The sequence below is a fragment of the Pseudomonas sp. LBUM1648 genome, assembly GCF_059716145.1.
The window spans coordinates 1850982-1875483 of the sequence record NZ_CP166808.1 but is presented as its reverse complement, the minus strand read 5'-3'; the positions used below and the strand labels follow the sequence as shown (position 1 = coordinate 1875483).

25 protein-coding genes and 1 riboswitch are annotated in these 24502 nt (G+C 60.4%); of the genes, 7 read left to right on the top strand and 18 right to left on the bottom strand.

Features of this window, described 5'->3' with window-relative positions:
* Positions 1-55: 55 nt before the first annotated feature.
* From ACA043_RS08610 to cobO, 10 genes are all read right to left on the bottom strand, one after another.
* Positions 56-787: an adenosylcobinamide-GDP ribazoletransferase gene (locus ACA043_RS08610; protein ID WP_497658973.1), complete on the bottom strand. Its 732-nt coding sequence runs from the start codon at positions 785-787 to the stop codon at positions 56-58.
* A gap of 1 nt (position 788) precedes the next feature.
* Complete coding sequence (cobC, locus tag ACA043_RS08605) at positions 789-1364, bottom strand: alpha-ribazole phosphatase family protein (RefSeq protein ID WP_497658972.1); 576 nt, start codon at positions 1362-1364, stop codon at positions 789-791.
* A complete protein-coding gene (gene cobT, locus ACA043_RS08600; protein ID WP_497658971.1) occupies positions 1361-2416 on the bottom strand; it encodes a nicotinate-nucleotide--dimethylbenzimidazole phosphoribosyltransferase in 1056 nt (351 codons plus the stop codon). Before cobT ends, cobC begins: the two co-directional genes overlap by 4 nt.
* Positions 2413-2934, bottom strand: a complete 522-nt coding sequence (gene cobU / locus ACA043_RS08595; RefSeq protein ID WP_401269891.1) for a bifunctional adenosylcobinamide kinase/adenosylcobinamide-phosphate guanylyltransferase — start codon at positions 2932-2934, stop codon at positions 2413-2415. The genes cobT and cobU overlap by 4 nt, the downstream gene beginning before the upstream one ends.
* 90 nt (positions 2935-3024) lie before the next feature.
* The gene (locus tag ACA043_RS08590; protein WP_497658970.1) at positions 3025-4476 is read right to left on the bottom strand and encodes a cobyric acid synthase; all 1452 of its coding nucleotides are present in this window, start codon (positions 4474-4476) and stop codon (positions 3025-3027) included.
* Complete coding sequence (gene cobD, locus ACA043_RS08585; protein WP_401269894.1) at positions 4473-5465, bottom strand: threonine-phosphate decarboxylase CobD; 993 nt, start codon at positions 5463-5465, stop codon at positions 4473-4475. Before cobD ends, ACA043_RS08590 begins: the two co-directional genes overlap by 4 nt.
* A complete protein-coding gene (gene cbiB / locus ACA043_RS08580) occupies positions 5458-6366 on the bottom strand; it encodes an adenosylcobinamide-phosphate synthase CbiB (RefSeq protein WP_497658969.1) in 909 nt (302 codons plus the stop codon). The genes cobD and cbiB overlap by 8 nt, the downstream gene beginning before the upstream one ends.
* Positions 6363-7013, bottom strand: coding sequence for a 5,6-dimethylbenzimidazole synthase (gene bluB, locus ACA043_RS08575; RefSeq protein WP_401269898.1), 651 nt, complete (start codon positions 7011-7013; stop codon positions 6363-6365). Before bluB ends, cbiB begins: the two co-directional genes overlap by 4 nt.
* On the bottom strand, positions 7010-8410 hold the full coding sequence (locus tag ACA043_RS08570) for a cobyrinic acid a,c-diamide synthase CobB (protein WP_497658968.1): 1401 nt from the start codon (positions 8408-8410) through the stop codon (positions 7010-7012). Before ACA043_RS08570 ends, bluB begins: the two co-directional genes overlap by 4 nt.
* Positions 8407-9018 (bottom strand): cob(I)yrinic acid a,c-diamide adenosyltransferase, encoded by a 612-nt coding sequence (cobO, locus tag ACA043_RS08565; protein ID WP_187677457.1) that lies wholly within the window; start codon positions 9016-9018, stop codon positions 8407-8409. The genes ACA043_RS08570 and cobO overlap by 4 nt, the downstream gene beginning before the upstream one ends.
* A gap of 81 nt (positions 9019-9099) precedes the next feature.
* Positions 9100-9325, bottom strand: a riboswitch (cobalamin riboswitch).
* A 153-nt stretch (positions 9326-9478) separates the two neighbouring features.
* Between cobO and ACA043_RS08560 the strand changes: the two genes are divergently transcribed.
* Together ACA043_RS08560 and ACA043_RS08555 are read left to right on the top strand one after the other, a co-directional pair.
* A complete protein-coding gene (locus ACA043_RS08560; protein WP_401269907.1) occupies positions 9479-10063 on the top strand; it encodes a hypothetical protein in 585 nt (194 codons plus the stop codon).
* A gap of 68 nt (positions 10064-10131) precedes the next feature.
* Positions 10132-11445, top strand: a complete 1314-nt coding sequence (locus ACA043_RS08555; RefSeq protein WP_489878552.1) for a PQQ-dependent sugar dehydrogenase — start codon at positions 10132-10134, stop codon at positions 11443-11445.
* 132 nt (positions 11446-11577) lie between these two features.
* Here the strand turns inward: ACA043_RS08555 and ACA043_RS08550 are convergent, their stop codons facing one another.
* The 5 genes from ACA043_RS08550 to ACA043_RS08530 form a co-directional block, all read right to left on the bottom strand.
* The gene (locus tag ACA043_RS08550) at positions 11578-12114 is read right to left on the bottom strand and encodes a C40 family peptidase (RefSeq protein ID WP_497658967.1); all 537 of its coding nucleotides are present in this window, start codon (positions 12112-12114) and stop codon (positions 11578-11580) included.
* Positions 12115-12335: 221 nt separating this feature from the next.
* Positions 12336-12950, bottom strand: coding sequence for a C40 family peptidase (locus ACA043_RS08545; protein WP_187677453.1), 615 nt, complete (start codon positions 12948-12950; stop codon positions 12336-12338).
* Positions 12951-13164: 214 nt separating this feature from the next.
* Positions 13165-13869, bottom strand: coding sequence for a DnaA regulatory inactivator Hda (gene hda, locus ACA043_RS08540; protein WP_007919828.1), 705 nt, complete (start codon positions 13867-13869; stop codon positions 13165-13167).
* A 219-nt stretch (positions 13870-14088) separates the two neighbouring features.
* The gene (locus ACA043_RS08535; protein WP_187677451.1) at positions 14089-15162 is read right to left on the bottom strand and encodes an AI-2E family transporter; all 1074 of its coding nucleotides are present in this window, start codon (positions 15160-15162) and stop codon (positions 14089-14091) included.
* 34 nt (positions 15163-15196) lie between these two features.
* Positions 15197-16255 (bottom strand): DUF2066 domain-containing protein, encoded by a 1059-nt coding sequence (locus tag ACA043_RS08530; protein WP_497658966.1) that lies wholly within the window; start codon positions 16253-16255, stop codon positions 15197-15199.
* A 369-nt stretch (positions 16256-16624) separates the two neighbouring features.
* Here ACA043_RS08530 and purM point away from each other — a divergent pair, with 369 nt between their 5' ends.
* The 3 genes from purM to ACA043_RS08515 are packed head-to-tail and all read left to right on the top strand — an operon-like array spanning position 16625 to position 19055.
* Positions 16625-17683: a phosphoribosylformylglycinamidine cyclo-ligase gene (purM, locus tag ACA043_RS08525; protein ID WP_497658965.1), complete on the top strand. Its 1059-nt coding sequence runs from the start codon at positions 16625-16627 to the stop codon at positions 17681-17683.
* Positions 17683-18333 (top strand): phosphoribosylglycinamide formyltransferase, encoded by a 651-nt coding sequence (gene purN / locus ACA043_RS08520; RefSeq protein ID WP_489878550.1) that lies wholly within the window; start codon positions 17683-17685, stop codon positions 18331-18333. The genes purM and purN overlap by 1 nt, the downstream gene beginning before the upstream one ends.
* An 8-nt stretch (positions 18334-18341) precedes the next feature.
* Positions 18342-19055: a DUF3108 domain-containing protein gene (locus tag ACA043_RS08515; protein ID WP_166220242.1), complete on the top strand. Its 714-nt coding sequence runs from the start codon at positions 18342-18344 to the stop codon at positions 19053-19055.
* A gap of 276 nt (positions 19056-19331) precedes the next feature.
* On the opposite strand, the gene ACA043_RS08510 is transcribed toward ACA043_RS08515, so the two are convergent.
* Complete coding sequence (locus ACA043_RS08510; RefSeq protein ID WP_401269922.1) at positions 19332-20957, bottom strand: methyl-accepting chemotaxis protein; 1626 nt, start codon at positions 20955-20957, stop codon at positions 19332-19334.
* Between the two features lie 130 nt (positions 20958-21087).
* On the bottom strand, positions 21088-22143 hold the full coding sequence (locus ACA043_RS08505) for an amidohydrolase family protein (protein WP_489878548.1): 1056 nt from the start codon (positions 22141-22143) through the stop codon (positions 21088-21090).
* A gap of 128 nt (positions 22144-22271) precedes the next feature.
* On the opposite strand from ACA043_RS08505, the gene ACA043_RS08500 reads away from it, so the two are divergent.
* Both ACA043_RS08500 and ACA043_RS08495 read left to right on the top strand, forming a co-directional pair.
* Entirely contained in the window at positions 22272-22688 is a 417-nt protein-coding gene (locus tag ACA043_RS08500; RefSeq protein ID WP_497658964.1) for an OsmC family protein, read from the top strand.
* A gap of 61 nt (positions 22689-22749) precedes the next feature.
* On the top strand, positions 22750-23616 hold the full coding sequence (locus ACA043_RS08495) for a pirin family protein (protein ID WP_497658963.1): 867 nt from the start codon (positions 22750-22752) through the stop codon (positions 23614-23616).
* Between the two features lie 94 nt (positions 23617-23710).
* Here ACA043_RS08495 and ACA043_RS08490 read toward each other — a convergent pair whose 3' ends face one another.
* Positions 23711-24439 (bottom strand): dienelactone hydrolase family protein, encoded by a 729-nt coding sequence (locus ACA043_RS08490; protein WP_187677443.1) that lies wholly within the window; start codon positions 24437-24439, stop codon positions 23711-23713.
* Positions 24440-24502 lie beyond the last annotated feature (63 nt).

Here is a 24502-nt window from a genome sequence, read left to right as displayed (position 1 = left end):
CCCACAGGGTACGCAATCCCATGTAGGAGCTGCCGAAGGCTGCGATCTTTTGCTTTTAAAACAACGCCAACCCCACCAACACCGCCATCTCCAGCAATTCCAGCAAAGCCCCCGCCGTATCCCCGGTCGTCCCGCCCAACCGCCGCACCATCAAGTGCCGCAACCAGACAAACACACCAACAGCGACCAGCAGCGCAACAATTGCCTTGAGCCCGGCGATGATCACACAAGCCAAGGCACTGATCCCCAGCACCCACCACCCCGCCCTGCGCGGCAGATGATCGGCCAATGCCTGCCCCAACCCACCCGCACGCACATACGGCGTGGTCAGAAATAACCCCAGCAGCGCCGCCCGCCCGAGCAACGGCAAGATGATCAGTGCCACCGCCTGCTGCTGGCCAATCAACGCCAACAATGCGGCGAACTTGAGCAACAACACCAACACCAGCGTCACTACCGCAATCGGCCCACTGCGCGGATCTTTCATGATCGTCAGCGTGCGCTCACGATCACCAAACCCGCCGAGCCAGGCATCGGCGCTGTCGGCCAGACCATCAAGGTGCAACGCGCCGCTGAGCAACACCCACACCGTCAACAGCAACGCTGCGTGTAGCAGCAATGGCGCACCGGCCAACACCAAGTTCAGCGCCCACAGAATCACGCCGAACAGCAGCCCCACCAACGGATAGAACAGCAGTGATCGCCCAAGCTGTTCAGGCTCCGGCATCCCCGGCAGACGAATCGGCAAACTGCTGAGAAATTGCAGGGCGATCCACAGCGGCAACATGTCAGTGACCTTCCTTGAGCGAACCATCAACGGCGACCGTGAGTGAAAACAACGCGCCGTGACCCACCTCGACATTGAGCAATTGCTCACGCGGCAAACCCCGAGCCTGCGCCAACAACAGTCGCATTACACCGCCATGACTGATCAACAGCACCCGTTCACCCGCATACGCCGCGTTTAGCCGCGCAACCGCTGCCAACACTCGCGCAGAAAAGTCGCTGACCGGCTCGCCCTGCGGCGGTGTGAACGAATACGGATCCGCCCAGAACAGCCCCAACGCCTCGGCATCAGTGTCCATCAACGCGGCGGCGCTCTGCCCTTCCCAAGCGCCGAAGTGCAGCTCTTGCAGATCTTTGTCCAGTTGCACCGGCAGATTCAGTTGCTCGCCAAGCTCAGCGGCGAACCGCGCGCAACGCTGCAACGGCGAACTGACCAGTCGATCCCAAGGCCCGCCCGCGATCACGGCTTCGCGCATCTGCGCCCAGCCCTTTTCAGTGAGCGCATCGTCGAGACTGCCGCGCAAACCGCCGCCCAGTTCAGTCTCGCCGTGGCGTAGCAGATCCAGATACAAGGTCATGCCGGACGATCCGCCACAGCGGCTTCGGCGAACGTTGCCATCTGCCCGTGCAGATCACAGGCCAGACGCAACAACGGCACCGCCAACGCCGCACCGCTGCCCTCACCCAGGCGCAGGCCGAGTTCCAGCAACGGTTCGGCGTTCAGCGTCTCCAGCACATGACGGTGGCCCGGCTCGGCACCGCGATGGCCGAACAGCAGCCACTCGCGGCAAGCCGGATTCAAGCGCACCGCCACCAACGCGGCGACTGTGCAGATAAAGCCGTCGACCAGCACCGCAATACCTTCCTGCGCACACGCCAGGTACGCGCCGACCAACGCCGCAACCTCGAAACCGCCGAGGTTGAACAAAGTCTGCAAGGCATCGCCACGCTGAGCTGCGTGCAAGGCTAATGCGCGCTCGATCACTTGCGCCTTATGGCTGACGCCCTCGGCATTCAACCCGGTGCCGGGGCCGGTCAGGTGCGCGACAGGGCAATCGAGCAAGGCACAGGCCAGCGCACTGGCCGCAGTGGTATTGCCGATGCCCATTTCGCCGCCGATGAACAACTGCGCGCCTGCGGCTTTGGCTCGCAACACACTGTCGCGACCGGCCTGCAATGCAAGTTCACCTTGGGATTGCGTCATTGCCGAACCCTGCGCAAAGTTCGCAGTGCCCGGGCCGATGTTCAGGTGGCGCACGCCCGGCAGGTTCAGCGACGGCGTCACCGTGCCCAAATCCACCACTTCCAGTTGTGCATTGAGCTGGCGCGCCAACACGCTGATCGCCGCGCCGCCGCTGACGAAGTTGAGCAGCATCTGCCCAGTGACTTCCTGCGGATACGCCGATACGCCTTCGGCGACCACGCCATGATCACCGGCAAAAATCGCAATCCAGACCTGCTCAAGCGTCGGCTTCACCTGCCCTTGCAGACCGGCCAGTTGCACCGCCACCGACTCAAGCCGCCCCAGCGAACCGGCCGGCTTGGTCAGTTGCTGTTGCCGCGCTGCCGCTTGCTCGACGATATCGGCATGCACCGGTTTGCAGGGGTTCAGCCACCAGGTTTGGGTCATAACGCAGATCCTTTCAAAGTCAGGGGCAGGCCGGCGACGGTCAGGACAACACGCTGACAGCGCTCAGCCAAAGCTTGATGCAGCCAACCGGCTTCATCGACATAGCGGCGAGTCAATTCGCCCAGCGGCACGACACCCATTCCGGTCTCGTTGCTGACAAAAATGATTTCACCCGGCAGTGTCGCCAGGCAGTCGAGCAAGGCATCGCGTTCGGCGGCGAGACGCTCGGCGTCATCGAGCATCAGCAGGTTGGTCAGCCACAGGGTCAGGCAATCGACCAGCAAGCATTGCGTGACGCTGGCGTTTTCGCGCAGGACACGGGCCAGTTCGAGCGGTTCTTCGATGAGTGCCCATTCGGCAGGACGACGGGCGCGGTGATGGGCGACGCGGTCGTTCATCTCGCCGTCCAGCGGTTGGCTGGTGGCGATGTAGGTCACGGCCAGCGCACTGTCAGTGGCGAGTTTTTCGGCCAGACGACTTTTGCCGGAGCGGGCGCCGCCGAGGATCAGTTGGAGCATGGGGACATCCTGAAAGTTATGTGGTGAGGCAACTGGCGCTATCGCGAGCAGGCTCACTCCTACAAAGGATCTCGAGCAGCCATAGGCAACTCAAATCCCACAGAGCTGACGCAACAGATCGGTATCGAGATGCTTCTCCACCAGATCCGCCAGGCGCTCGATATCACGCTCGCGCAACCCGTGGTAATCCACCTCCTGCACATCGCTCAACCCGGCCCAGCGCAGCAACGCCGCACTGGCCGCCGGCGACTCGAACAGGCCATGCAGATAGGTGCCGAACACTTGCCCGTCAACACTCTGCGCACCGTCGCAACGACCATCATCGAGCTGCACCGCTGCATTCTCCAGCGCCGGCCCGGTGGTTACACCGGCATGAATCTCATAGCCACTGACCTCGGCATCTTCCAGTGTCAAACGCCCGCGCACATTGCGCAGTTGCTTCTCGGCGTCGAGCTGCGTTTCGAACGCGAGCAAACCGAGCCCGGCGCTGGAACCCGGCGCGCCTTCCAGACCGAGCGGATCGTGCACCTGCTCGCCGAGCATTTGCAGACCGCCGCAAATACCCAGCACTTTGCCGCCATAACGCAAATGGCGACTGATCGCCGTATCCCAGCCATTGGCACGCAAATAGGCCAGATCACTGCGCACACTTTTCGAGCCCGGCAGGATGATCAGGTCAGCCGGCGGAATCGCTTGCCCCGGGCCGACAAATTGCAAATCCACTTGTGGGTGCAGACGCAGCGGATCGAAATCGGTGTGGTTGCTGATGCGCGGCAGCACCGGCACCACCACTTTCAACACCTGCTCGGCCTTGTCGGTCTGGCGCTGATCGATGCCGTCCTCGGCCTCAAGATGCAGATCCATCACATAAGGGAGCACGCCGACCACCGGCTTGCCGGTACGCTGTTCCAGCCAGTCGAGGCCCGGCTGCAGCAAGGCAATGTCGCCGCGAAAACGGTTGATGATGAAGCCTTTGACCCGTGCCTGTTCGCTCGGCGAGAGCAGTTCCAGCGTGCCCACCAGATGAGCGAAAACGCCGCCACGATTGATGTCGGCGATCAGCAGCACCGGGCAATCGACTGCTTCGGCAAAGCCCATGTTGGCGATATCGCCGGCACGCAGATTGATCTCCGCCGGCGAGCCGGCGCCCTCGACCATCACCAGCGGATACGCGGCGCTGAGTCGCTCGTGGGAGGCGAGCACCGCTTTCATCGCGATAGCTTTGTAGTCGTGATAGGCAACGGCGTTCATGCTGGTGACGGCGCGGCCATGGATGATCACTTGCGCGCCGGTATCGCTATTGGGTTTTAGCAGCACAGGGTTCATGTCGGTGTGCGGCTCAAGGTTCGCGGCTTGCGCCTGCACCGCTTGCGCGCGGCCGATCTCGCCACCGTCGGCGGTCACCGCGCTGTTGAGCGCCATGTTCTGCGGCTTGAATGGCACCACCGCCACGCCCTGCCGGGTCGCCCAGCGGCACAGCGCCGTCACCAGTGTGCTTTTACCGGCGTCGGACGTGGTGCCTTGCACCATCAGCGTTGTCATTGGATTTCCTTGGCGAACGCTTGCAGCGCTTGTTCGAGACGGGATTCTTCAGCGGCGTTGGCGGGCAGGCCGAAACGCACACTGCTGTTGTGGGGGAAGATGCGCAGGAGAATCCCCCGCCGAGCCATGAATTCGTGCAGCGCTTGCGCGTGCTCGGTGATCAGCCACTGAAACAGCGCGCAACCACCCTGCGGTTTGAAACCGTAGCGTTCCAGCAAAAGCGCCAGCCGTTCGCTGGCCTCATCGCTGCGAATCCGCTGGCGTGTGTGGCCTTCGGTGTCTTGCAGACAGGCTTGGCCCAGCACCCGCGTCGGCCCGCTGACGGCCCACGGCCCGACCTGTTCGGCGAGCAGCTTGAGCAACTTGCGCTCGGCCAGTACAAAACCCAGTCGCACCCCGGCCAGACCGAAGAACTTGCCGAACGAGCGCAACACGATCAGACCGATCTGATGGGTGTGCGCAGCCAGACTCAGCTGCGGAGTGTTGTCCATGAACGCTTCATCAACCACCAGCCAACCGCCGCGCGGGGCCAGTCGTGCATGCCAGTCGAGCAGGCGCGCCGGGGTCAGGCTCAGGCCGGTCGGGTTGTTCGGATTGACCACCACCAGCACGTCGAGGCTGTCGAGAAAGAACTCGACTTCCTGCTCCAGCACTTCGCGCACGATGTAGCCGCTGCGGCGCCAGGCTTCGGCGTGCTCGGCATAACACGGCGACAGCACACCGACCTTGCCGGCCCGACGCAAACGCGGCAGCAACTGGATGGCCATCTGTGAACCCGCTACCGGCAGAACTTGCGATGCGCCGTAGTAATCGCACGCCGCCTGCTCCAGACCGTCATCGGTTTCCGGCAAGCGTGCCCAGGCGCGCAGCGGGATTTCCGGGATCGCAAACGGCCACGGCGCCAGACCGCTGGACAGATCGAGCCAGTCGGCCTCGGCGATACCGTAATCGAGTGCAGCCTTGCGCAGCCGGCCACCGTGCTCAAGCATAGAATTCAGCCCCCACGCAGAGAATCAGCAGCCACAACCATACGCCGCGCTGAACCAATTGCCAGCCACGATCAATAGAGTCGGCATCGGCCTGAACGCCTTCGCCCAGTTGCGGACGCTCATGCAATACGCCGTGGTAAATCGCCGGGCCACCCAGCTCCACACCGAGCGCACCGGCGCCGGCCGCCATCACCGGGCCGGCATTGGGGCTGTCCCATTTCGGCGCCTGGGTACGCCAGCATTTCAGGGCCAGTCGGGTTTTGCCCAGCAGCGCGTAGGTCAAAGCCACAAGGCGTGCGGGAATATAGTTGAGGACGTCGTCGATCTTTGCCGCGCACCAGCCGAAACGCTCGAAGCGTTCGTTGCGATAGCCCCACATCGCGTCGAGGGTGTTGCTCAAACGGTAGAGGACGACGCCCGGCGCGCCCGCCACGGCAAACCAGAACAACGCGGCGAACACCGCGTCGCTGCCGTTTTCCAGCACCGATTCGGTGGCGGCACGAGCGACGGCGGTGCTGTCGAGTTCGCTGGTCTGGCGACTGACCAGATAGCCGACACGCTTACGCGCCTCGTCCAGATCATCAGCACGCAATGCCTTGGCCACTGGCTCGACGTGCTCGCCGAGGCTGCGCATGCCGAGGGCGCAATACAGCGCGAGAATCTCGACGATCCAGCCCACGTACGGCGCCCAGGAAAACGCGGTGGCGAGCAACGTCAGCGGCAGCACCGCGATCACCCACGCGGTGACGCCATGACTGCGCCAGCCACGGCCACCGGCGTTGAAACGTTGCTCGATGCGCCCGGCAAAATTGCCGAACGCCACCAGCGGATGCCAGCGTTTCGGTTCACCCAGCAGCGCATCCAGCGCCACTGCGGCGACACTCAACAACGCCACACTCATTGACTCACTCCCCAATAATTTTCATACAGCAACTCATTGAGCGGACGCGCCTGCGCCCACCCTTCGAGTACCAGCATCGGCGCCGGATAGAATTCCTTGACCGGGCCAAGACAAAGAACGGCCAACGGCTTGGCCCCCGCCGGTAGCTTCAACAGATCAGCCAGCGCTTGCGGCTCGAACAGCGAGACCCAGCCCATGCCCAGGCCTTCGGCGCGCGAGGCCAGCCAAAGGTTCTGGATCGCACAGGACAGCGACGCCATGTCCATTTCCGGCAGCGTGCGGCGACCGAAGATGTGTTTTTCTCGATCGTCCATCAGCGCGGCGACCAGCACTTCCGCGCAATCATTGATGCCTTCGACCTTGAGTGTCATGAACTCATCGCTGCGCTCGCCGAGCGCTTCGGCAGTGCGGATGCGCTCTTCTTCCACCAGATTCTGGATCTGCCCGCGCAGGGTACGGTCGCTGATGCGGATGAATCGCCACGGCTGCATCAGGCCGACGCTTGGCGCCTGGTGCGCGGCTTCGAGCAAGCGGCTCAGCAGTTCGGGCGCGACGGTGCCACCGGTGAAGTGGCGCATGTCGCGGCGTTCGGCGATGGCTTTGTAGACCGCTGCGCGTTCGGCTTCGGAAAATGCGTTGTCTGTCATGGCCCTTTCGCGAGCAGGCTCGCTCCCACAAGGGATCGCATTTCTTCAGTCACCACCGTTTCAACTGTGGGAGCGAGCCTGCTCGCGAAGGCGACTTCGGAGTCAGCCGCAAATAGTGCCGCGATAGCCGCAGGATTCGACGGGAAATAAAAATGCACATACGAAGCCGTCATCCGCCCTTCCCGATAAACCGCCTCAGCCCCGCGCCCGCCATTCGGGCTCAAGCCCCGGGCTATCGGCGTCAATTCAGTGGTCGTCAGGGAATGGTGATAAGTGTGGCCGCGCAGCGAACCTTCTGGCAGATCCACCGCTTGCAGCGCCAGTGCGGCGAGACGCTTTTGCATCACCGCATCACCCGCCAGAAGCCCCACCAGTTCAGCACGAGTGCCTTCAACGTCGGTCAACGAATCGAGCAGATACAGCATGCCGCCACACTCGGCGAGCAACGGTTTGCCCGCCGCATGGTGTGCGCGAATCGCGTCGAGCATCGCGGTGTTCTGCGCCAGCGCCACATGATGCAATTCCGGGTAACCGCCGGGCAGGTAAAGGCTGTCCGCCTCAGGTAATTGCGTGTCGCGAATCGGCGAGAAGAAACTCAACTCGGCGCCCATCGCTCGCAGCAGATCGAGGCTCGCACCATAGGTGAAGGCAAAGGCTTCATCGCGGGCGATGGCAATTCGTACACCTTTCAATAACGGCTCTGCAGTGATGACCTCAGGCGCGGCAAATTCCACGGCCGGTGGCAGCGCTACCTCGCAACTGCTGGCAAGCGCTTCGGCAGCAGCGTCCAGGCGCATATCGAGGTCATTGAGTTCACTGGCCTGAACCAGGCCGAGGTGACGGCTCGGCAGTTCGATGCCGGTCTCGCGGGACAGCGCGCCATACCAGCGCAAACCTTCGGTAAGGCTGCCTTCCAACAACTGCGCATGCCGCAATGTGCCGACCCGGTTGGCCAACACGCCAGCGAATGGCAGATCCGGCTGATATTTCGCCAAGCCCAGTGCCAACGCACCAAAGGTCTGGGCCATGGCCGTGCCGTCGATCACGCCGAGCACCGGCACGCCGAAATGCCGCGCCAGATCGGCGCTCGACGGCGTGCCGTCGAACAGGCCCATCACGCCTTCAATCAGAATCAGATCAGCTTCAGCGGCGGCTTCCCACAACAGGCGACGGCTCTCCTGCTCGCCAACCATCCACATGTCCAGTTGATACACCGGCGCACCGCTGGCGCGCTCGAGAATCATCGGATCGAGAAAGTCCGGCCCGCACTTGAACACGCGCACCTTGCGCCCCTGATTGCGATGCAAACGGGCCAGCGCGGCGGTGACGGTGGTCTTGCCCTGACCGGAGGCCGGCGCGGCGATCAGTACCGCCGGGCAGTGACGTGGTTGATTCAAAGTTCGACGCCTTTTTGCGCTTTGATGCCAGCCTGAAAAGCGTGTTTGAGCATGCCCATTTCGGTGACGGTGTCGCCCATCTCGATCATTTCCGGCTTGGCGCCGCGACCGGTGACGATCACATGCTGCATCGGCGGACGCGCCTGCAAGTCGCTGAGCACCTGATCAAGATCGAGGTAGCCGTGCTTGAGGGCAATGTTCAATTCATCCAGCACCACCAGACCGATCGACGGATCGCGCAGCAGTTCACGGGACACTTCCCACGCGGCTTCGGCGGCGGCGATGTCGCGCTGACGATCCTGGGTTTCCCAAGTGAAGCCCTCGCCCATGACGTGGAAACGCACTTGCTCGGGGAAGCGGCGAAAGAACAACTCTTCGCCCGTGCTGTGGCGTCCCTTGATGAACTGCACCACGCCGCACTGCATGCCGTGGCCCATGGCGCGGGCGAGCATGCCGAACGCCGAACTGCTTTTGCCTTTGCCGTTGCCGGTCAGGACCAGCACCAGGCCGCACTCGTCAGGCGAGTTGGCGATGCGTTCATCGATCACGGCTTTTTTGCGCTGCATACGCGCCAGATGGCGTTCGTCACGCTCGGGGGAATCAGTCATGGGGGAGCTCTCCGTTGAGGCTGGATAACGGCGGGCAGGCACAAGAATAGACGGCAAAAAGCCTGGCATCGCCCACCGTGATGCCGCTGGATGGATCAGGCCGGTCTCCGGGCTCATGAGCGGCGTTCGCCGGACTGCGCGCCTTCCCGCTGTTGAGCAGTGGCACAAGACGCAGTTTTCACTCATTTACCGTTGCGGGGGCAGCGCCGGGATCGTGGTCGTACTTGCTCTGAAGACAACCCTCACCGGCTTCCCTGTTTCACTCTGTCGACGCAAGCCACAGAGCACCTGAAACAAGCCGCGAAGGTTAGAGGGTTGGGGGTGGAGCGTCAATTAAAGAGGGGGCCAACGGGCGAATAACTGCCGCCGATCAATTATCTGACGCCAATCTTGTGCCACAGTCTCAAGAGTGATATCAAAGAGCCACAATCTCACATCACACAAGAATAAGGTGAGCCACATGCAAGGCATGATCATCAGCAACCCGCGCCTGGAATTTCTGCGTCCGGTGCTGGAACGCTGGTTTGACTGTATCGACCGTTACAACGCCGTGCGCGGCGACAGCGACACGCCCTACTGGCATGACGAAAAAGCCAATCTAGGGCTGCTCTCGGCGGCAGCCTGGATGGCCGAACTGGTTACGCTTGAACAGACGGCCACGCGCAAGCAGAACGAAGAAGGCGAACGCAATGCCCGCGCCGATCTGTTCCTCGCTGGCAGCGAAGACCGCGCTTACATTCAGGCCACGCAACGCTGGCCTCGGGTCAACAACCTCAACCTGACCCAAGCCCTGCTGGAAATCACCAGCGACGCCAAACGCATCAGCTTCGCCAGCGACCTCAAGCTCGGCTGCCTGTTTGTCGCGCCGCAAAAAGCCCAGCACAGCGCCAGCCCCGAAGAACTGCAGGACATGGTCGACGACCTACAGAAGGAACACACCTGCGCCGTCGCCTGGTATTTCCCCTATGCCTACCGCAAGTTGCGCAGTGAAGCCGGCAACTATCACCCGGGCATCGCCGTGCTGTTCAAAGAGGCCCGCGGTTGAGCAGTTGAACCATCGGGCTTGCGCGCTTCTCTATGATTAGGTCAATGCATTCATAGGGAAGATCAGTAATGCGCAAGTCCCAGCTCGCTCTCGTCATCGCTCTCGCCGGAGGGCTCGCCGCCTGTGGTGAATCCTCCAGCCTGCAAGTCACCGACGGCACCGGCCCGTCACCGAAACTGCCTGAACCGAATAAAACCCTGATCCCGACGGTGAATATCGCCCCGGCGATCGGCTGGCCCGAGGGCGCAAAACCGACTGCCGCGGCAGGCACACAAGTGGCTGCGTTTGCCGAAGGCCTCGATCATCCGCGCTGGCTCTACGTGCTGCCCAATGGCGACGTGTTGGTGGCAGAAACCAACGCCCCGCCGAAACCTGACGACAGCAAAGGCGTTCGAGGCTGGGTGATGAAGCAAGTCATGGGCAAGGCCGGAGCCGGCGTACCAAGCCCGAATCGCATTACGTTGCTGCGTGATGCCGACCACGACGGCGTAGCTGAAACCCGCACGGTGTTTCTGCAAAACCTCAACTCGCCGTTCGGCATGACCCTGGTTGGCAATGATCTGTATGTCGCCGACACCGATCGTTTGCTGCGCTTCAACTACGAAGCCGGTGCGACCGAGATCAAGACACAGCCGATCAAGGTCACGGATCTGCCCGGTGGCACGCTGAATCACCACTGGACGAAAAACGTTATCGCCAGCAAGGACGGCAGCAAGCTGTACGTCACCGTCGGCTCGAACAGCAACGTCGGCGAAAACGGCATGGATCAGGAAGAAGGTCGCGCGGCGATCTGGGAAGTGGACCGGGCGACCGGCAATCACCGGATCTTTGCCTCGGGCATTCGCAACCCTAACGGCCTGGCGTGGGAGCCCACCAGTGGCGCGCTGTGGACAGCCGTCAACGAACGTGACGAGATCGGCAGCGATCTGGTGCCGGACTACATTACCTCGGTCAAGGATGGCGGCTTCTATGGTTGGCCGTTCAGCTATTACGGCCAGCACGTCGATGTGCGGGTGGAGCCGCAGAATCCTGACCTGGTCGCCAAAGCCATCTCTCCGGACTACGCCGTCGGCCCGCACACCGCTTCGTTGGGTCTGACGTTCGCCGAGGGCAACACCCTGCCGGCGCAGTTCAAGGAAGGCGCGTTCATCGGCCAGCATGGTTCGTGGAACCGTAAACCGCACAGCGGCTATAAAGTGATTTTCGTGCCGTTTGCGGCAGGCAAGCCAACGGGCCAACCGGTGGATGTGCTGACCGGTTTCCTCGACAAGGACGAGAACGCACTGGGTCGCCCGGTAGGCGTAGTGATCGACCAGCAAGGTGGCTTGCTGGTGGCGGATGATGTGGGGAACAAGGTTTGGCGCGTTTCTTCTACCAAATAATTTGACCTGCCCCAAAACAACTGCAGGAGTGAGCCTGCTCGCGATAACGGTGTTTCAGTCAACGATGATGTCGACTGACACGATGCTATCGCGAGCAAGCTCACTCCTACATTGGGTGATGTGCTGCTTGAATTACGGATTACGCGCCAAATGCTCAGGCTGCAACACACGCTTGGCACTCAAATACGCCTTCTGCCAATACGCCTTCGACAGGCTATCGAGCTTCACCGTGCCGCCAGTTGCCGGCGCATGCACGAAGCGCCCTTCCCCGACGTAAATCCCCGCATGACTGACCTGCGAACCACCATTGGTGGCGAAGAAGATCAGATCACCGGTCTGCAATCCTTCCTTACCGACATTCGGCGCCTGCATGAGGATCAGCTCGCGCGTGGAGCGCGGCAGAGAAATACCGGCAGCATCACGGTAGACGAAGCCGATTAGCCCACTGCAATCAAATCCCGAGTCCGGTGTATTGCCGCCCCAGCGATAAGGCGTGCCGACCAGGCCGAGCGCACGGAACAGCACGTCTTCAGCAGCAGGAGAAAAGGCCTGGGAAGGCCCGAACACCACCGGCGCGCGAACCACTGGCGCAGGCGGCGGCGTACGACTGGCGCAGGCGCTGAGTAGCGCTGCGAAGAACATCAATGCGAGGCGGGCCGACATGGTCATAAGCAGAACATCCTGATCTGGCTGCGGCTTTCTCTGCCGAATGGACAGAAAACAAAACCGCCTGCGTGGCACGCAGGCGGTTTGCCATCAATATAGATTCAGGATTCTAGCGGCTACGCGGCAAACTTCAAGTAAGACTTTAACTTCACCTTGTAAAGTATAGGTCTACTCCGTTACCGGAAGCCGTTTTTGTCGCCGCGAATGCGGCGACAACGGGAAGATTACTTGCGAGCAGTCACTACAGTAGGAGCGTTCGCCAAAGCACGTTTGGCTTCGATGAAGGTCTTGCTCCAGTAACTGTCACCCAGGCTGTCTATGCGAACACCGCCGCTGCGACGACTGCTGGAGTGAATGAACTGATTGTCACCCAGGTAGATCCCGGCGTGACTGACACGACCGCGACGACCGTTGGTGGCGAAGAACAGCAGATCGCCCGGCTCGAGATTGCTACGCGATACCAGCGGAGCATCCACGTTGATCATTTCGCGGGTGGAGCGTGGCAGGTTCATGCCGGCTTCTTCGCGGAACAGATAGCCGATGAAACCGCTGCAATCGAAACCGGCTTCGGAGGTACCGCCGAAACGGTAACGGGTACCGATCAGGGACATGCCGCGTTCGAGGATGCTGTCAGCCAGAACCGGAAGCTCGTACGGCTTCTTGTTGAAGTCCGACAGTTCTTTTTCGGTGTCCAGCTCTTCCTGGTAAATAACAGAAGACTGGGCAGTGGCAGAATTTTTAACCTGTTGAGGCTGCTCTTGGACTGGAGAATGAGCAGCACAACCGTACAACAGGGTGACGAGTGCGAGAGGCACGAGGGGTGCGAAGCGCTTTAGCATGGGCACGACCGTGGCTGATAGTTGTAAAGAAGCCGAGACTATGCCCGCTATCAACCTCATTTGCAAATTCAATCGATCTTTTTGTGACTTCTCGGTTTCTCGTTTACATCTAAGCGCTTAAGCCCATTTGAATCGAAACGCGGCCTGCACAACGTGCAGGAAAGCGGATTTTCTGGCGCCTGAAATATGCCGAAACCCGCTGAAAGCCTTGGATTTACCAGCCTAGCGTTTCTTTGAGGAAGGGAATTGTCAGCTTGCGCTGAGCCTGCAAAGAGGCCTGATCGAGCTGTTCGAGCAAGTCGAACAATGCGCTCATGCTGCGGGTCCCGCGGGTCAAAATAAAATGCCCGACTTCATCGGTCAGGTGCAGACCACGACGCGATGCACGCAATTGCAGGGCACGCAGCTTGTCTTCATCGGAGAGTGGGCGCATCTGGAATATCAGCGCCAGGGTCAGGCGTGATTTCAAGTCAGCCAGTTTGACCGGCAGTTCACGCGGCGAAGTGGATGCCGCGATCAGCAGACGCCGACCGCTGTCACGCAGGCGGTTGAACAGATGAAACATCGCCTCTTCCCAGTCAGCCTTGCCGGCAATCACCTGCAAGTCATCCAGGCAAACCAGCTCGTACTGCTCGAGGTTGTCGAGAATCTCGACGCCGCGATCCATCAACTCCGCCAGAGGCAGGTAAACCGCCGGCTCACCCATCTGCTCGAAACGCAGACACGCTGCCTGCAACAGATGCGTGCGCCCTACGCCATGTTTGCCCCACAGGTAGATCAGGCTTTCTGTCCAGCCGGCGTCGGCTTCGCATAGGCGCTCGACATAGCCGAGTGCAGCGGCATTGGCGCCTGGGTAGTAGTTGATGAAGGTGGCGTCGTCACGCAGACGCACACCTAGGGGCAGCTGAATCGGTTTCATGCTGACTGAACAGTTCTCAAGGAACCGTTAGTGGCCTCTGTGTAAAGTTTGCGAAGTTTATACCCGTGAAGCTGAGCGCACAATGCGACAGAGTCCAAGCAAAATCAAAGGTTTGCGTTAACACACTGGTTTTATGGCAGATTCTCTGACGCTGCCGTGCCAGTAGTGCCCGCAAAACACGGGCCAACCCGGCACAATGCCGGGCCGCCCATGATGAAGTTACAACTCGGGTTCGTCGACACCACTATAGATGTCGGAATCCTTGTACAAATCGTGCACGTGGCGCACCAGCACCATAATCACCGCCGCCACCGGCAGCGCAAGCAGTACACCGGTGAAACCGAACAGCTCACCGCCAGCCAGAATCGCAAAGATCACCGCCACTGGATGCAGGCCGATCCGGTCACCCACCAACAACGGCGTCAGCACCATGCCTTCCAACGCCTGACCGACCATGAACACTGCGACGATCCCGATCATCGGGTACAGATCGCCACCGAACTGGAACAACCCGGCGATCAGCGCCGCGCCGATGCCGATCACAAAGCCCATGTACGGCACAATCGCCGCCAGCCCCGCGATCAGGCCGATCAACAAGCCCAGCTCCAGACCGACGATCATCAGCCCCGCCGCGTAAATCACGCCCAGTGCCAACATCACCAGCAACTGCCCGCGTACAAACGCCCCAAGCACTTCATGGCATTCGCCAGCCAGTGCTACCACTCGTTCTTCACGATCACGCGGCAGTAGGCTGCGGATCTTGGCCATCATCACGTCCCAGTCACGCAGCAGGTAGAAACTCACCACCGGGATCAGCACCAGATTGGCCAGCCAGCCGATCAGCGCCAGACTCGACGCGGTTGCCTGGCTCAGCACCACACCGACGATATCGGTGGTCTGGCCCATGTGTTCGCTGATCGCCGCTTTGACCTTGTCGAACTTCCAGAACCCGTCAGACAAGCCCAGTTTCGACTGCGCCCACGGCACAGCGGTGTGTTGCAACCAGTCGAGCATTTGCGGGGCCAGTTCGTACAAACGCAGCAACTGCTTGGCGAGCATCGGCACCAGCACCAGCATCAGCGCCGTGACGATCAGGGTGAATAAGGCAAACACCGCGATCACGCCCCAAGTGCGCGACAAACCGAGCTTCTCCAACCGATCCACCAGCGGATCGAACAGATACGCCAACAGCAGCGCCACCAGAAACGGCGTGAGGATCGGATGCAGCAACCACACAAACGCGCAAAGCAGGACAACCCCACCGAGCCAGAACCAACGCCGCGTATCGGCCATGTATCACTCCTACTGCTTCTATATAAAGAAAGACTTACCAGCGAAACCGCAACGACGGTGCAGCAGGTGTCGGGGCCGGAGCCGCTACAGGCGCGGCACCCGCCACCGCAGGCTGCGGCGCGGCCACCGGGACCGGCGCTTCAGCGGGCAACTCCTGCAACTTCGCCAGCGACAACTGCGCGCGCATCTGATCGGCGCTGCCATTGACCCGATACACGATGCGATCGCCATCGACACTCTGCAGACGCACGCCAAACGGTTCGAGTAACCGCAACAGTGCGGCGTAATGCTCAAGATTCATGCCCTGCACTTCCAGGGTCTGCTGACCCGAAGCACCCGGCTTGGCAACAAAACGTGGCGCCAGGCGCTCGGCCACCGCCAGCATCACGGCGTCAGCCACGGCAGCCTGATCGGCCCCTTGCACACTGCCCGCCTCTTTTTGATCACCCAGCCACAAGCGCCATTTGGCCTGCCACTGCCCGCCCTCTTCGCGGGCATGCACGGCCAGCAAGGCGTCAGCGTTATAGCGCTCGGACGCACCGCGCAACGGCGCCGGATCAGCACCTTCCAGCGCAGGTGCTGTGGCAACAAGCTGTTCACTCAGATCCGCCAGCGGCAAACGCAGCGGCAGTCCGCGATGTTGAGCGGCAGTACGCAATGGCGCGGCGGCGGCCTGACCATCACCGACCAGACTGGAACCTTCGGTGGAATCGTTCAGCCACCAACTCAGAATCGACGGCCGACTGGCGCCCCACAAAGACAACCCGGCGCGGCGCAATGCCTGTTCGGTGCTGCTCGGGTCGAAGTCGACTTTCAGCACCTCCGGCGGCCCGGCATCAAAGCCGAACTGACTGATGATCTGCTGCGGGTCCTTGCGAACTGCCGCCAGCCCCGGATTTTGCGGCGCCTTGGGATCGCCGGTCAGGCGCAGCACCAAAGTATCCAGCGCGGCCTGAGTGGCGCGATCGCGCTCTTCCGGGGCCTGGCTGCTGACCGGCTGACGCACTTGATATAGGCCTTTGAGGTTTTCGGCATGACTCGCCAGGCTGACCACAGAAAAACAACCCACAAACAACAATTTACAAAAACGCATGGAGAATTCCCGTCGACAGGAGCGGCTGGAACAGGCCGCGTGAACCGGTTGAGCAAGGCTGTGACCATCGGCCGTTGCAAAACATTCACACGGCGGCGGTAAGTTTTTGCACAGTCATAACGATAGACGGTTAATTGCGACACCTTATACAGGCACCCACATGCCTCAATTGCAAAAAATTTCTGCTGATATGCCCCTGCCCGTCGGCGTGAGGATGGCCGCTGCCCCTCAAGCCTGATAAAATCGCGCGCCTTCGCAGACCGGCAACAGCCGGGCACCTCGAAACTCGCGTGAGGCAATCGCCCCATCGACTTCGGCGCCCCGCTGGACTCGGTCGTTACCCCTGAATCCCCCCTAAAGGCCTGGATCATGAGCAAGCAACCCTCCCTGAGCTACAAGGACGCCGGTGTAGACATCGACGCCGGTGAAGCATTGGTCGAACGCATCAAGAGCGTCGCCAAGCGCACTGCGCGTCCGGAAGTCATGGGCGGCCTGGGCGGTTTCGGCGCCCTCTGCGAAATCCCGGCCGGCTACAAGCAACCTGTGCTGGTTTCCGGTACTGACGGCGTCGGCACCAAGCTGCGCCTGGCCCTGAATCTGAACAAGCACGACAGCATCGGCATCGACCTGGTCGCCATGTGCGTCAACGACCTCGTAGTGTGCGGCGCCGAGCCACTGTTCTTCCTCGACTACTACGCCACCGGCAAGCTCAACGTCGACACCGCTGCCCAGGTTGTAACCGGCATCGGCGCTGGCTGCGAACTGTCCGGTTGCTCGCTGGTCGGCGGCGAAACCGCTGAAATGCCAGGCATGTACGAAGGCGAAGACTACGACCTGGCCGGTTTTTGCGTCGGCGTCGTGGAAAAATCGGAAATCATCGACGGCTCGAAAGTCGCCACCGGTGACGCCCTGATCGCCCTGCCGTCGTCCGGCCCGCACTCGAACGGCTACTCGCTGATCCGCAAGATCATCGAAGTCTCCGGCGCCGACATCGAAAACACCCAGCTCGACGGCAAACCGCTGAGCGACCTGCTGATGGCCCCAACCCGCATCTACGTGAAGCCGCTGCTCAAGCTGATCAAAGACACCGGCGCCGTCAAAGCCATGGCCCACATCACCGGTGGCGGCCTGCTCGACAACATCCCGCGCGTTCTGCCAAAAGGCGCCCAGGCCGTTGTTGATGTGGCCAGCTGGACTCGACCTGCCGTCTTCGACTGGCTGCAAGAGAAAGGCAACGTTGACGAGACCGAAATGCACCGCGTGCTGAACTGCGGCGTCGGCATGGTCATCTGCGTCGCTCAGGAGCACGTTGAAGTGACTCTGAACACCCTGCGTGACGCCGGCGAACAGCCTTGGATCATCGGTCAGATCGCTGTCGCTGCCGAAGGCGCTGCTCAGGTTGAACTGCAGAACCTTAAGGCTCATTAATGTCCGCAACCTGTGATGTCGTGGTGCTGTTGTCCGGCACCGGCAGTAACTTGCAGGCTCTGATCGACAGCACGCGGACCGGCGACAGCCCGGTCCGCATCGCTGCGGTGATTTCCAACCGCGCCGACGCCTACGGCCTGCAACGCGCCAGTGACGCGGGTATCGCCACCCGCTCACTGGATCACAAGGCATTTGAAGGCCGCGAGGCCTTCGATGCTGCTCTGATCGAACTGATCGACGAATTCAATCCAAAACTCGTGGTACTGGCCGGATTCATGCGCATTCTCAGCGCTGACTTCGTTCGCCACTATCAGGGTCGCCTGCTCAACATCCATCCGTCGCTGCTACCCAAATACAAAGGGTTACACACTCATCAGCGCGCGCTGGAGGCCGGCGACAAGGAGCACGGCTGCTCTGTACACTTCGTCACCGAGGAACTCGATGGCGGGCCACTGGTCGTACAGGCAGTATTACCGGTAGAGTTGCACGACACGCCGCAGACTCTTGCGCAGCGAGTGCATGTTCAGGAACACCTGATCTACCCGCTGGCCGTACGCTGGTTTGCCGAAGGGCGACTGGCACTCGGTGAGCAAGGTGCTTCACTGGACGGCCAGTTACTCGCGGCCAGCGGCCACTTGATTCGAAACTAGGAGATATTATGCGTCGCGCCCTGCTCTTCGCTTGCGCACTGCTCGCCCTGCCTTTCGCACAGGCGGCAGACCTTCAACCGTTCTCCGCCAGCTACACCGCCGACTGGAAGCAGCTGCCCATGAGCGGCACCGCCGAACGCAGCCTGACCAAGGAAGCCAACGGTGTCTGGAAACTCAGCTTCAAGGCCTCGATGATGATTGCCAGCCTGAGTGAAGAAAGCACCCTGACTTTGGACAAGGACACCTTGCTGCCACAGTCCTACCACTTTGAACGTGGCGGTCTGGGCAAGGCCAAGAAGGCTGATCTGGATTTCGACTGGAACAGCAAAATGGTCACCGGCACCGACCGTGGCGACGCGGTGAAGATCCCGCTGAACCGTGGCATGGTCGACAAATCCACTTATCAGCTGGCACTGCAACATGACGTCGCCGCTGGCAAGAAAACCATGAGCTACCAAGTGGTCGATGACGGCGAAGTCGATACCTACGACTTCCGCGTACTGGGCTCGGAAAAAGTCGAGACCAAGGCCGGCAAGATCGATGCAATCAAGGTCGAGCGCGTACGCGACCCGACGCAAAGCAAGCGCATCACCGTCCTGTGGTTCGCCAAGGATTGGGATTACCTGCTGGTTCGCCTGCAACAGGTTGAAACCGACGGCAAGGAGTACAACATCATGCTCCAGGACGGCACGGTCAACGGCAAGGCTGTCAAAGGCAGCTGATTCACCGCTATAGCAAAGAGCCCCGCAAAATGCGGGGCTTTTTTTCGTCTGCTGGACTGGAGATTTGTGCCTGGCTCGCCCCTCACCCCAGCCCTCTCCCGAGGGAGAGGGAGCCAACCGAGATGTCTGGCGCTATGCATCGACCTGAAAGATCGAGTCGATTGTGGATTCACCAAAGAATGTTCAGGTCGACGTAACTCGCCAATCTCCCACGGTCAGTCCCCTCTCCCTCCGGGAGAGGGTTAGGGTGAGGGCAACCTCAGGATCAGCACACACTCAGACCGAGAACTTAGCCACCATGTTGTTCAGATCCACTGCCAACCGCGACAACTCCTGGCTCGCCGCACTGGTCTGATTGGCGCCCGCCGACGTCTGCATCGCCAAATCACGAATATTCATCAAATTGCGATCCACCTCCCGCGCCACCGCTGCCTGCTCTTCCGAGGCGCTGGCAATCACCAGATTGCGCTCATTGATCAAGGTGAACGCCGAGGCGATTTCCTCCAGCGCAGTCCCGGCTGCCTTTGCCAATTCGAGCGTCGAACGCGCCCGTACATTGCTTCGCTGCATCGAACTGACCGCCGAATCGGTGCCCTGCTGAATGCCGCCAATCATTTGCTCGATTTCTTGCGTCGACTGCTGGGTACGATGCGCCAATGCCCGCACCTCATCCGCCACCACTGCAAACCCACGCCCGGCATCACCGGCCCGGGCCGCTTCAATCGCCGCGTTCAGCGCCAGCAGGTTGGTTTGCTCGGCAATCGAACGAATCACGTCCAAAACTTTACTGATGCCATGAACCTTCTGTGCAAGGTCTTCGACTTGCGTTGCATTGGCCGTAACGTCCTCGGCGAGGGATTCGATTGAAGTCACGGTCTGCCGCACCTGCTCACGACCATGCTGAGCAATGCGGTCGGACTCGCGCGAAGCCTCGGAAGTCGCCACAGCGTTGCTCGCCACCTCCTCCACCGCTGCGGTCATTTGATTGACCGCCGTGGCTGCCTGCTCGATCTCCAGACTCTGCTGATGCAACCCTCGCGTGGCGTCTTCCGTGACGCAGCTCAGTTCTTCCGAGGCCGAAGCCAATTGACTCGACGACTCCGAGATCTTCCGAATGGTGTCGCGCAAATTGTGCTGCATGCTCTTGAGCGCCTGCAGCAGCCGCGCCGGCTCATCCTTGCCGGAAATGCTGATGTCGCCGGTCAAGTCACCGCCGGCCACCACTTGCGCCACGCCCAATGATTGCGCCAACGGCAGTACGATACTGCGGGTCAGCAACAGCGCCAGGCCGATGGTGACAATCGCCGTTATGCCGATCATGACCCCGACCCACACACGCGAATTGGTGAAGACCAGCCGCGCAGCCTCGGTGGCGAGATTGGCATTATGTTTATTCAGCTCGACCAATTCACGCAGGGTGACCGCAATCTCGTCGGCCAAGGGGCTCATCTCGCCATTGAGGATGGCCGCCGCCTCCTCCACCCGGTTCTGAGCAGACAACTGCATGACTTGCGCCTGAAGCTCCAGATATTTGTGCTCGGCGACCTTGAAGCGATCAAACAGTCGGCGCTCCTCGGGCAGCACGATCAACACGTCGTAACGCTGCTGAGCCTGACTGAGCGCACCCCGAAGTTCATTGAGCTTGGCGACATTCTGCTGCAGTGCCTGCGCATCGCGGTTGAGCAACAGGCGCATGGTCAGCGCACGCAGGCGCAGCATGTCCTGACTCATTTCGCCGACCGCCATCACGCTGGGCAGCCAGTTGTTGTCGACCTCGTCGGACTGGGCACGCATGTTCGACATTTGCAGCAGGGCGAACGCCCCAAGGGCAAACACCATCAGGGCCAACAAGCCAAAACCGAGGCCCGCACGCGGGGCAATATTGAGACTACGGATACTCATTGCGCTGGTTCCTTCCAAAAGCGCTGCATCAACCCTGCAGCTGGTTGCTTTAGAAGGTATCGGCCCGGCTGAAATTTGCGTAAGACCAAAAGGTGATATCAAAAGGCCTTAATACTTCGAACACTCGGCATTAACGATTCAGCGTGGTTTTGCCGGACTTAAGCTCCGTTCGCGGCAAGATCGCCAGAAAGTTATCTTTTGCGACTTTGCGCGCTACGTCTTCGGGTAAAGCGTCCAGAAACGGTTTGAAGCTGTGCATTTCCTTACCGAGCTTGTTGAACCGCCCTACAACATCGGAACCGATCATGAAGCGCTCAGGGTGACGTTTGACCAGCGCCAACCATTCCGGACGCGGCTGGCCCTGTTCGTCCAGCAGATACGGCGAGAGCATGCTCCACGACAAGTCGATGAACAGATTCGGATACGCCTCAAGCATGCGCGTGAGGGTCGGCAGGAGAAAATCCAGCTGTGTTTGATGCCGATGGATTTCCGCGCTGGTGCCAGCGTGAGCCCAGATGAACCGTGTGTGCGGGTGATTACGCAGCGGCTCTTCGATTTCCTTCAGGTACAACGGATTTTTCTCACGTTTGGAAGTGATGTTGGAATGCAGCATCACCGGCAGATCATTTTCCGCCGCCAGATGATAGATCTTCGTCATCGCCTCGTTGTTGGCGCGCGGCGTATCACCAGAGGTCAGCGCCGTGAGGTCGTCATGGCGGGTAAACACTTCGCCAATGCCCTGCCACAGCCCCGGATACAGATCGAGCATGCGCTGGATATGCGCGGCGGAGTTCTTGTCGTTGGGGTTGAAGCCAGAGAGAAACGGATGAAAGTACGGACGCTGCTCAGGCGTCAGTTTTTGCACCGCATCGGCGACGATCACATCGGTGGCGCTGTACCAATAGGCATCGGCATCATCGCCGGCGTAATAGCGCGGACGCTTGGGTTCGTCTTCGTGCCACTTTTTCGCCACGGGGATGCCGGAAATCATCACGTGCTCAATGGAGTTTTCTTTCATCGCCGTCAGCAGTTTCGGCATGCCGGCGGTTTCCTGGAAAAAATCCACGTAATGCAGGTGCGCATCGCTGTAGGTGTATTCGCGGGCACTGGCAGTACCCGCAAACAGCAAAAGACAGGCGAGACTCAAACGATACAGGGACACAAGTAATCTCCGACAAGTAGGCATAGCCTAGACCCCGCCCTGACAACAAGGGTTCATCCCGCAGGAAAGTGGAACGCGCGCCGGTGGGAATGCTCTATAACTGCAAGGTCTTTTTTGATCGAACGACTTTTCCTACTGCCAGTGAGGTTCCCATGACTGTTACCGTCAATACCGTCTCCGCTGAAGGCTTTCGTCACACCGTACAAATCGATGACCACGAATTGTTTGCCGACGTGCCGGTTGCTGCCGGTGGCGAAGGTTCGGCGCCAGAGCCGCACGACTACTTCGACGCCGCCCTCGGTGCGTGCAAGGCCTTGACCCTGAAGATGTACGCGAAGAAAAAAGACATCCCGCTGACCGGCGTGGGTGTCGAAGTGAAACGCGACAACAGCCAGGAGCAGAAAGGCAAATACGCCCTGCACGTCACGCTCACCCTCAAAGGCGTGCTCACCGATGCCCAGCGCAAAGAATTGCTGCGCGTGGCCGATCGTTGCCCGATCCACAAGCTGATGACCACCAGCGAAGTCAGCATCGAAACCCACGCCCCACAAGGCTTCGACAGCCAATAACCATCCTGATGCCAGCGGCGGGTTATGCTTCTGGCATCACCCGCTCAGCCTGGAATGCACCATGGACACGCAACCCCTGATCATCCGCCCGCGCGCCGAAGACGTCGAAGGCCAGCCGATTCTGCGACCGCTGCCGTCAGCCAAATGCCGCAGCGTCGGGCCTTTCGTGTTTTTTGATCACATGCTTGAGACGGTTTATCCGACGGGCAAAGGCATGAACATCCGACAGCATCCACACATTGGTCTGTCGACCCTCACCTATTTGTTCGAAGGCCAACTCCTGCACAAGGACAGCCTCGGCTCCGATCAAGTGGTCAGCGCCGGTGATGTCAGCTGGATGACCGCCGGCAGCGCGATTGCTCATGTTGAACGCACGCCCGAACCGCTGTGGGATCAGAGCTTCACGATGCACGGCTTGCAGATCTGGTTGGCTTCGCCCAAGGATCACGAACAAGGCCCCGGGCATTACAGTCATCACCCGGCGGCGACCTTGCCGGTCAGCGATAACCTCGGCGTGCAGATTCGGATGATTGCCGGGTCAGGCTTTTGCCTGGAATCACCAGTGCCGGTGCTTTCTCCTACCCTGTATGCCGAAGTGAAGATGCAAACGGCGACCACACTGCTGATTCCCACCGAGCATGAGGAACGTGCGTTGTATGTATTAAGCGGCGATGCGCAGTTGAACGGCGAAGCAGTCGAGCCGCATGCGTTGGTGGTGTTGCCGGCCGGGGAAGAGATGAGCCTGTTTGCAGAGAGTGACGTTCACGCCGTGGTATTCGGCGGCGCCCCACTGGACGGGCCTCGGCGGATCAACTGGAATTTTGTCGCAAGCGATCCGGCGGCGATTGATGAGGCGCGGCGCAAATGGGCGGCTGGAGATTGGCCGACGGTGCCAGGGGAAAGTGAGCGGATCGAATTGCCGCGTTAAAACATTAGAAACAAAAGATCGCAGCCTGCGGCAGCGCCTACACGGGATCAATGTAGGCGCTGCCGCAGGCTGCGATCTTTTGATCTGAGGGCAATCAGCCCTTGAACACTTCATCCAGCAAGTCATGCATCGACTTGAATGCCCGTGCAGCGGTCTTCGCGTCGTACATCATCTTGCCCGGCACATTGGCGTGCGGATCGGTAAACGAGTGCACGGCACCGCCGTAGCTCAGCAGTTGCCAATCCACGTTCGCCGCGTTCATCTCGTCTTCGAAAGCCGGCAACTGCTCCTTCGGCACCAATGGATCGGACGCGCCATGCAGCACCAGCACCGAGCCTTTGATGTTTTTGGCATCCGCCGGATTCGGCGAGTCCAACGTACCGTGGAACGAAACCGCCGCCTTCACCGGCGCGCCAGTACGGGCCAGATCCAGTGCACAGCAACCGCCGAAGCAGAAGCCGAACACCGCCAGTTTCGAGAGATCGACCGCCGCTTCACCCTGCTTCTGCAACTGCTCGAACGCTGCCTGCATGCGCTTGCGCAACAGTGCACGATCATCCTTCAGCGGCATCATCGCCGCACCGGCCTGATCAGCGTTTTGCGGACGTACGGCCTGGCCGTAGACGTCGGCGATCAATACTACGTAGCCCTTGGCCGCCACTGATTTAGCGATTTCCTCAGCCCCAGCGCTGACGCCCATCCAGTTCGGTGCCATCAGCAAACCCGGGCGCGCGTCCTTGTGCTCGGCGTTAAACGCCAAACGACCTTCATAAGGCTGACCGTCAATCTGATAGACCACGGAACGTACAGTGACTTGGCTCATTTCTGACTCCTGATTGGTTAAACACCAGAATGAAAAAACCCGCCGAAGCGGGTTTTTCTACAA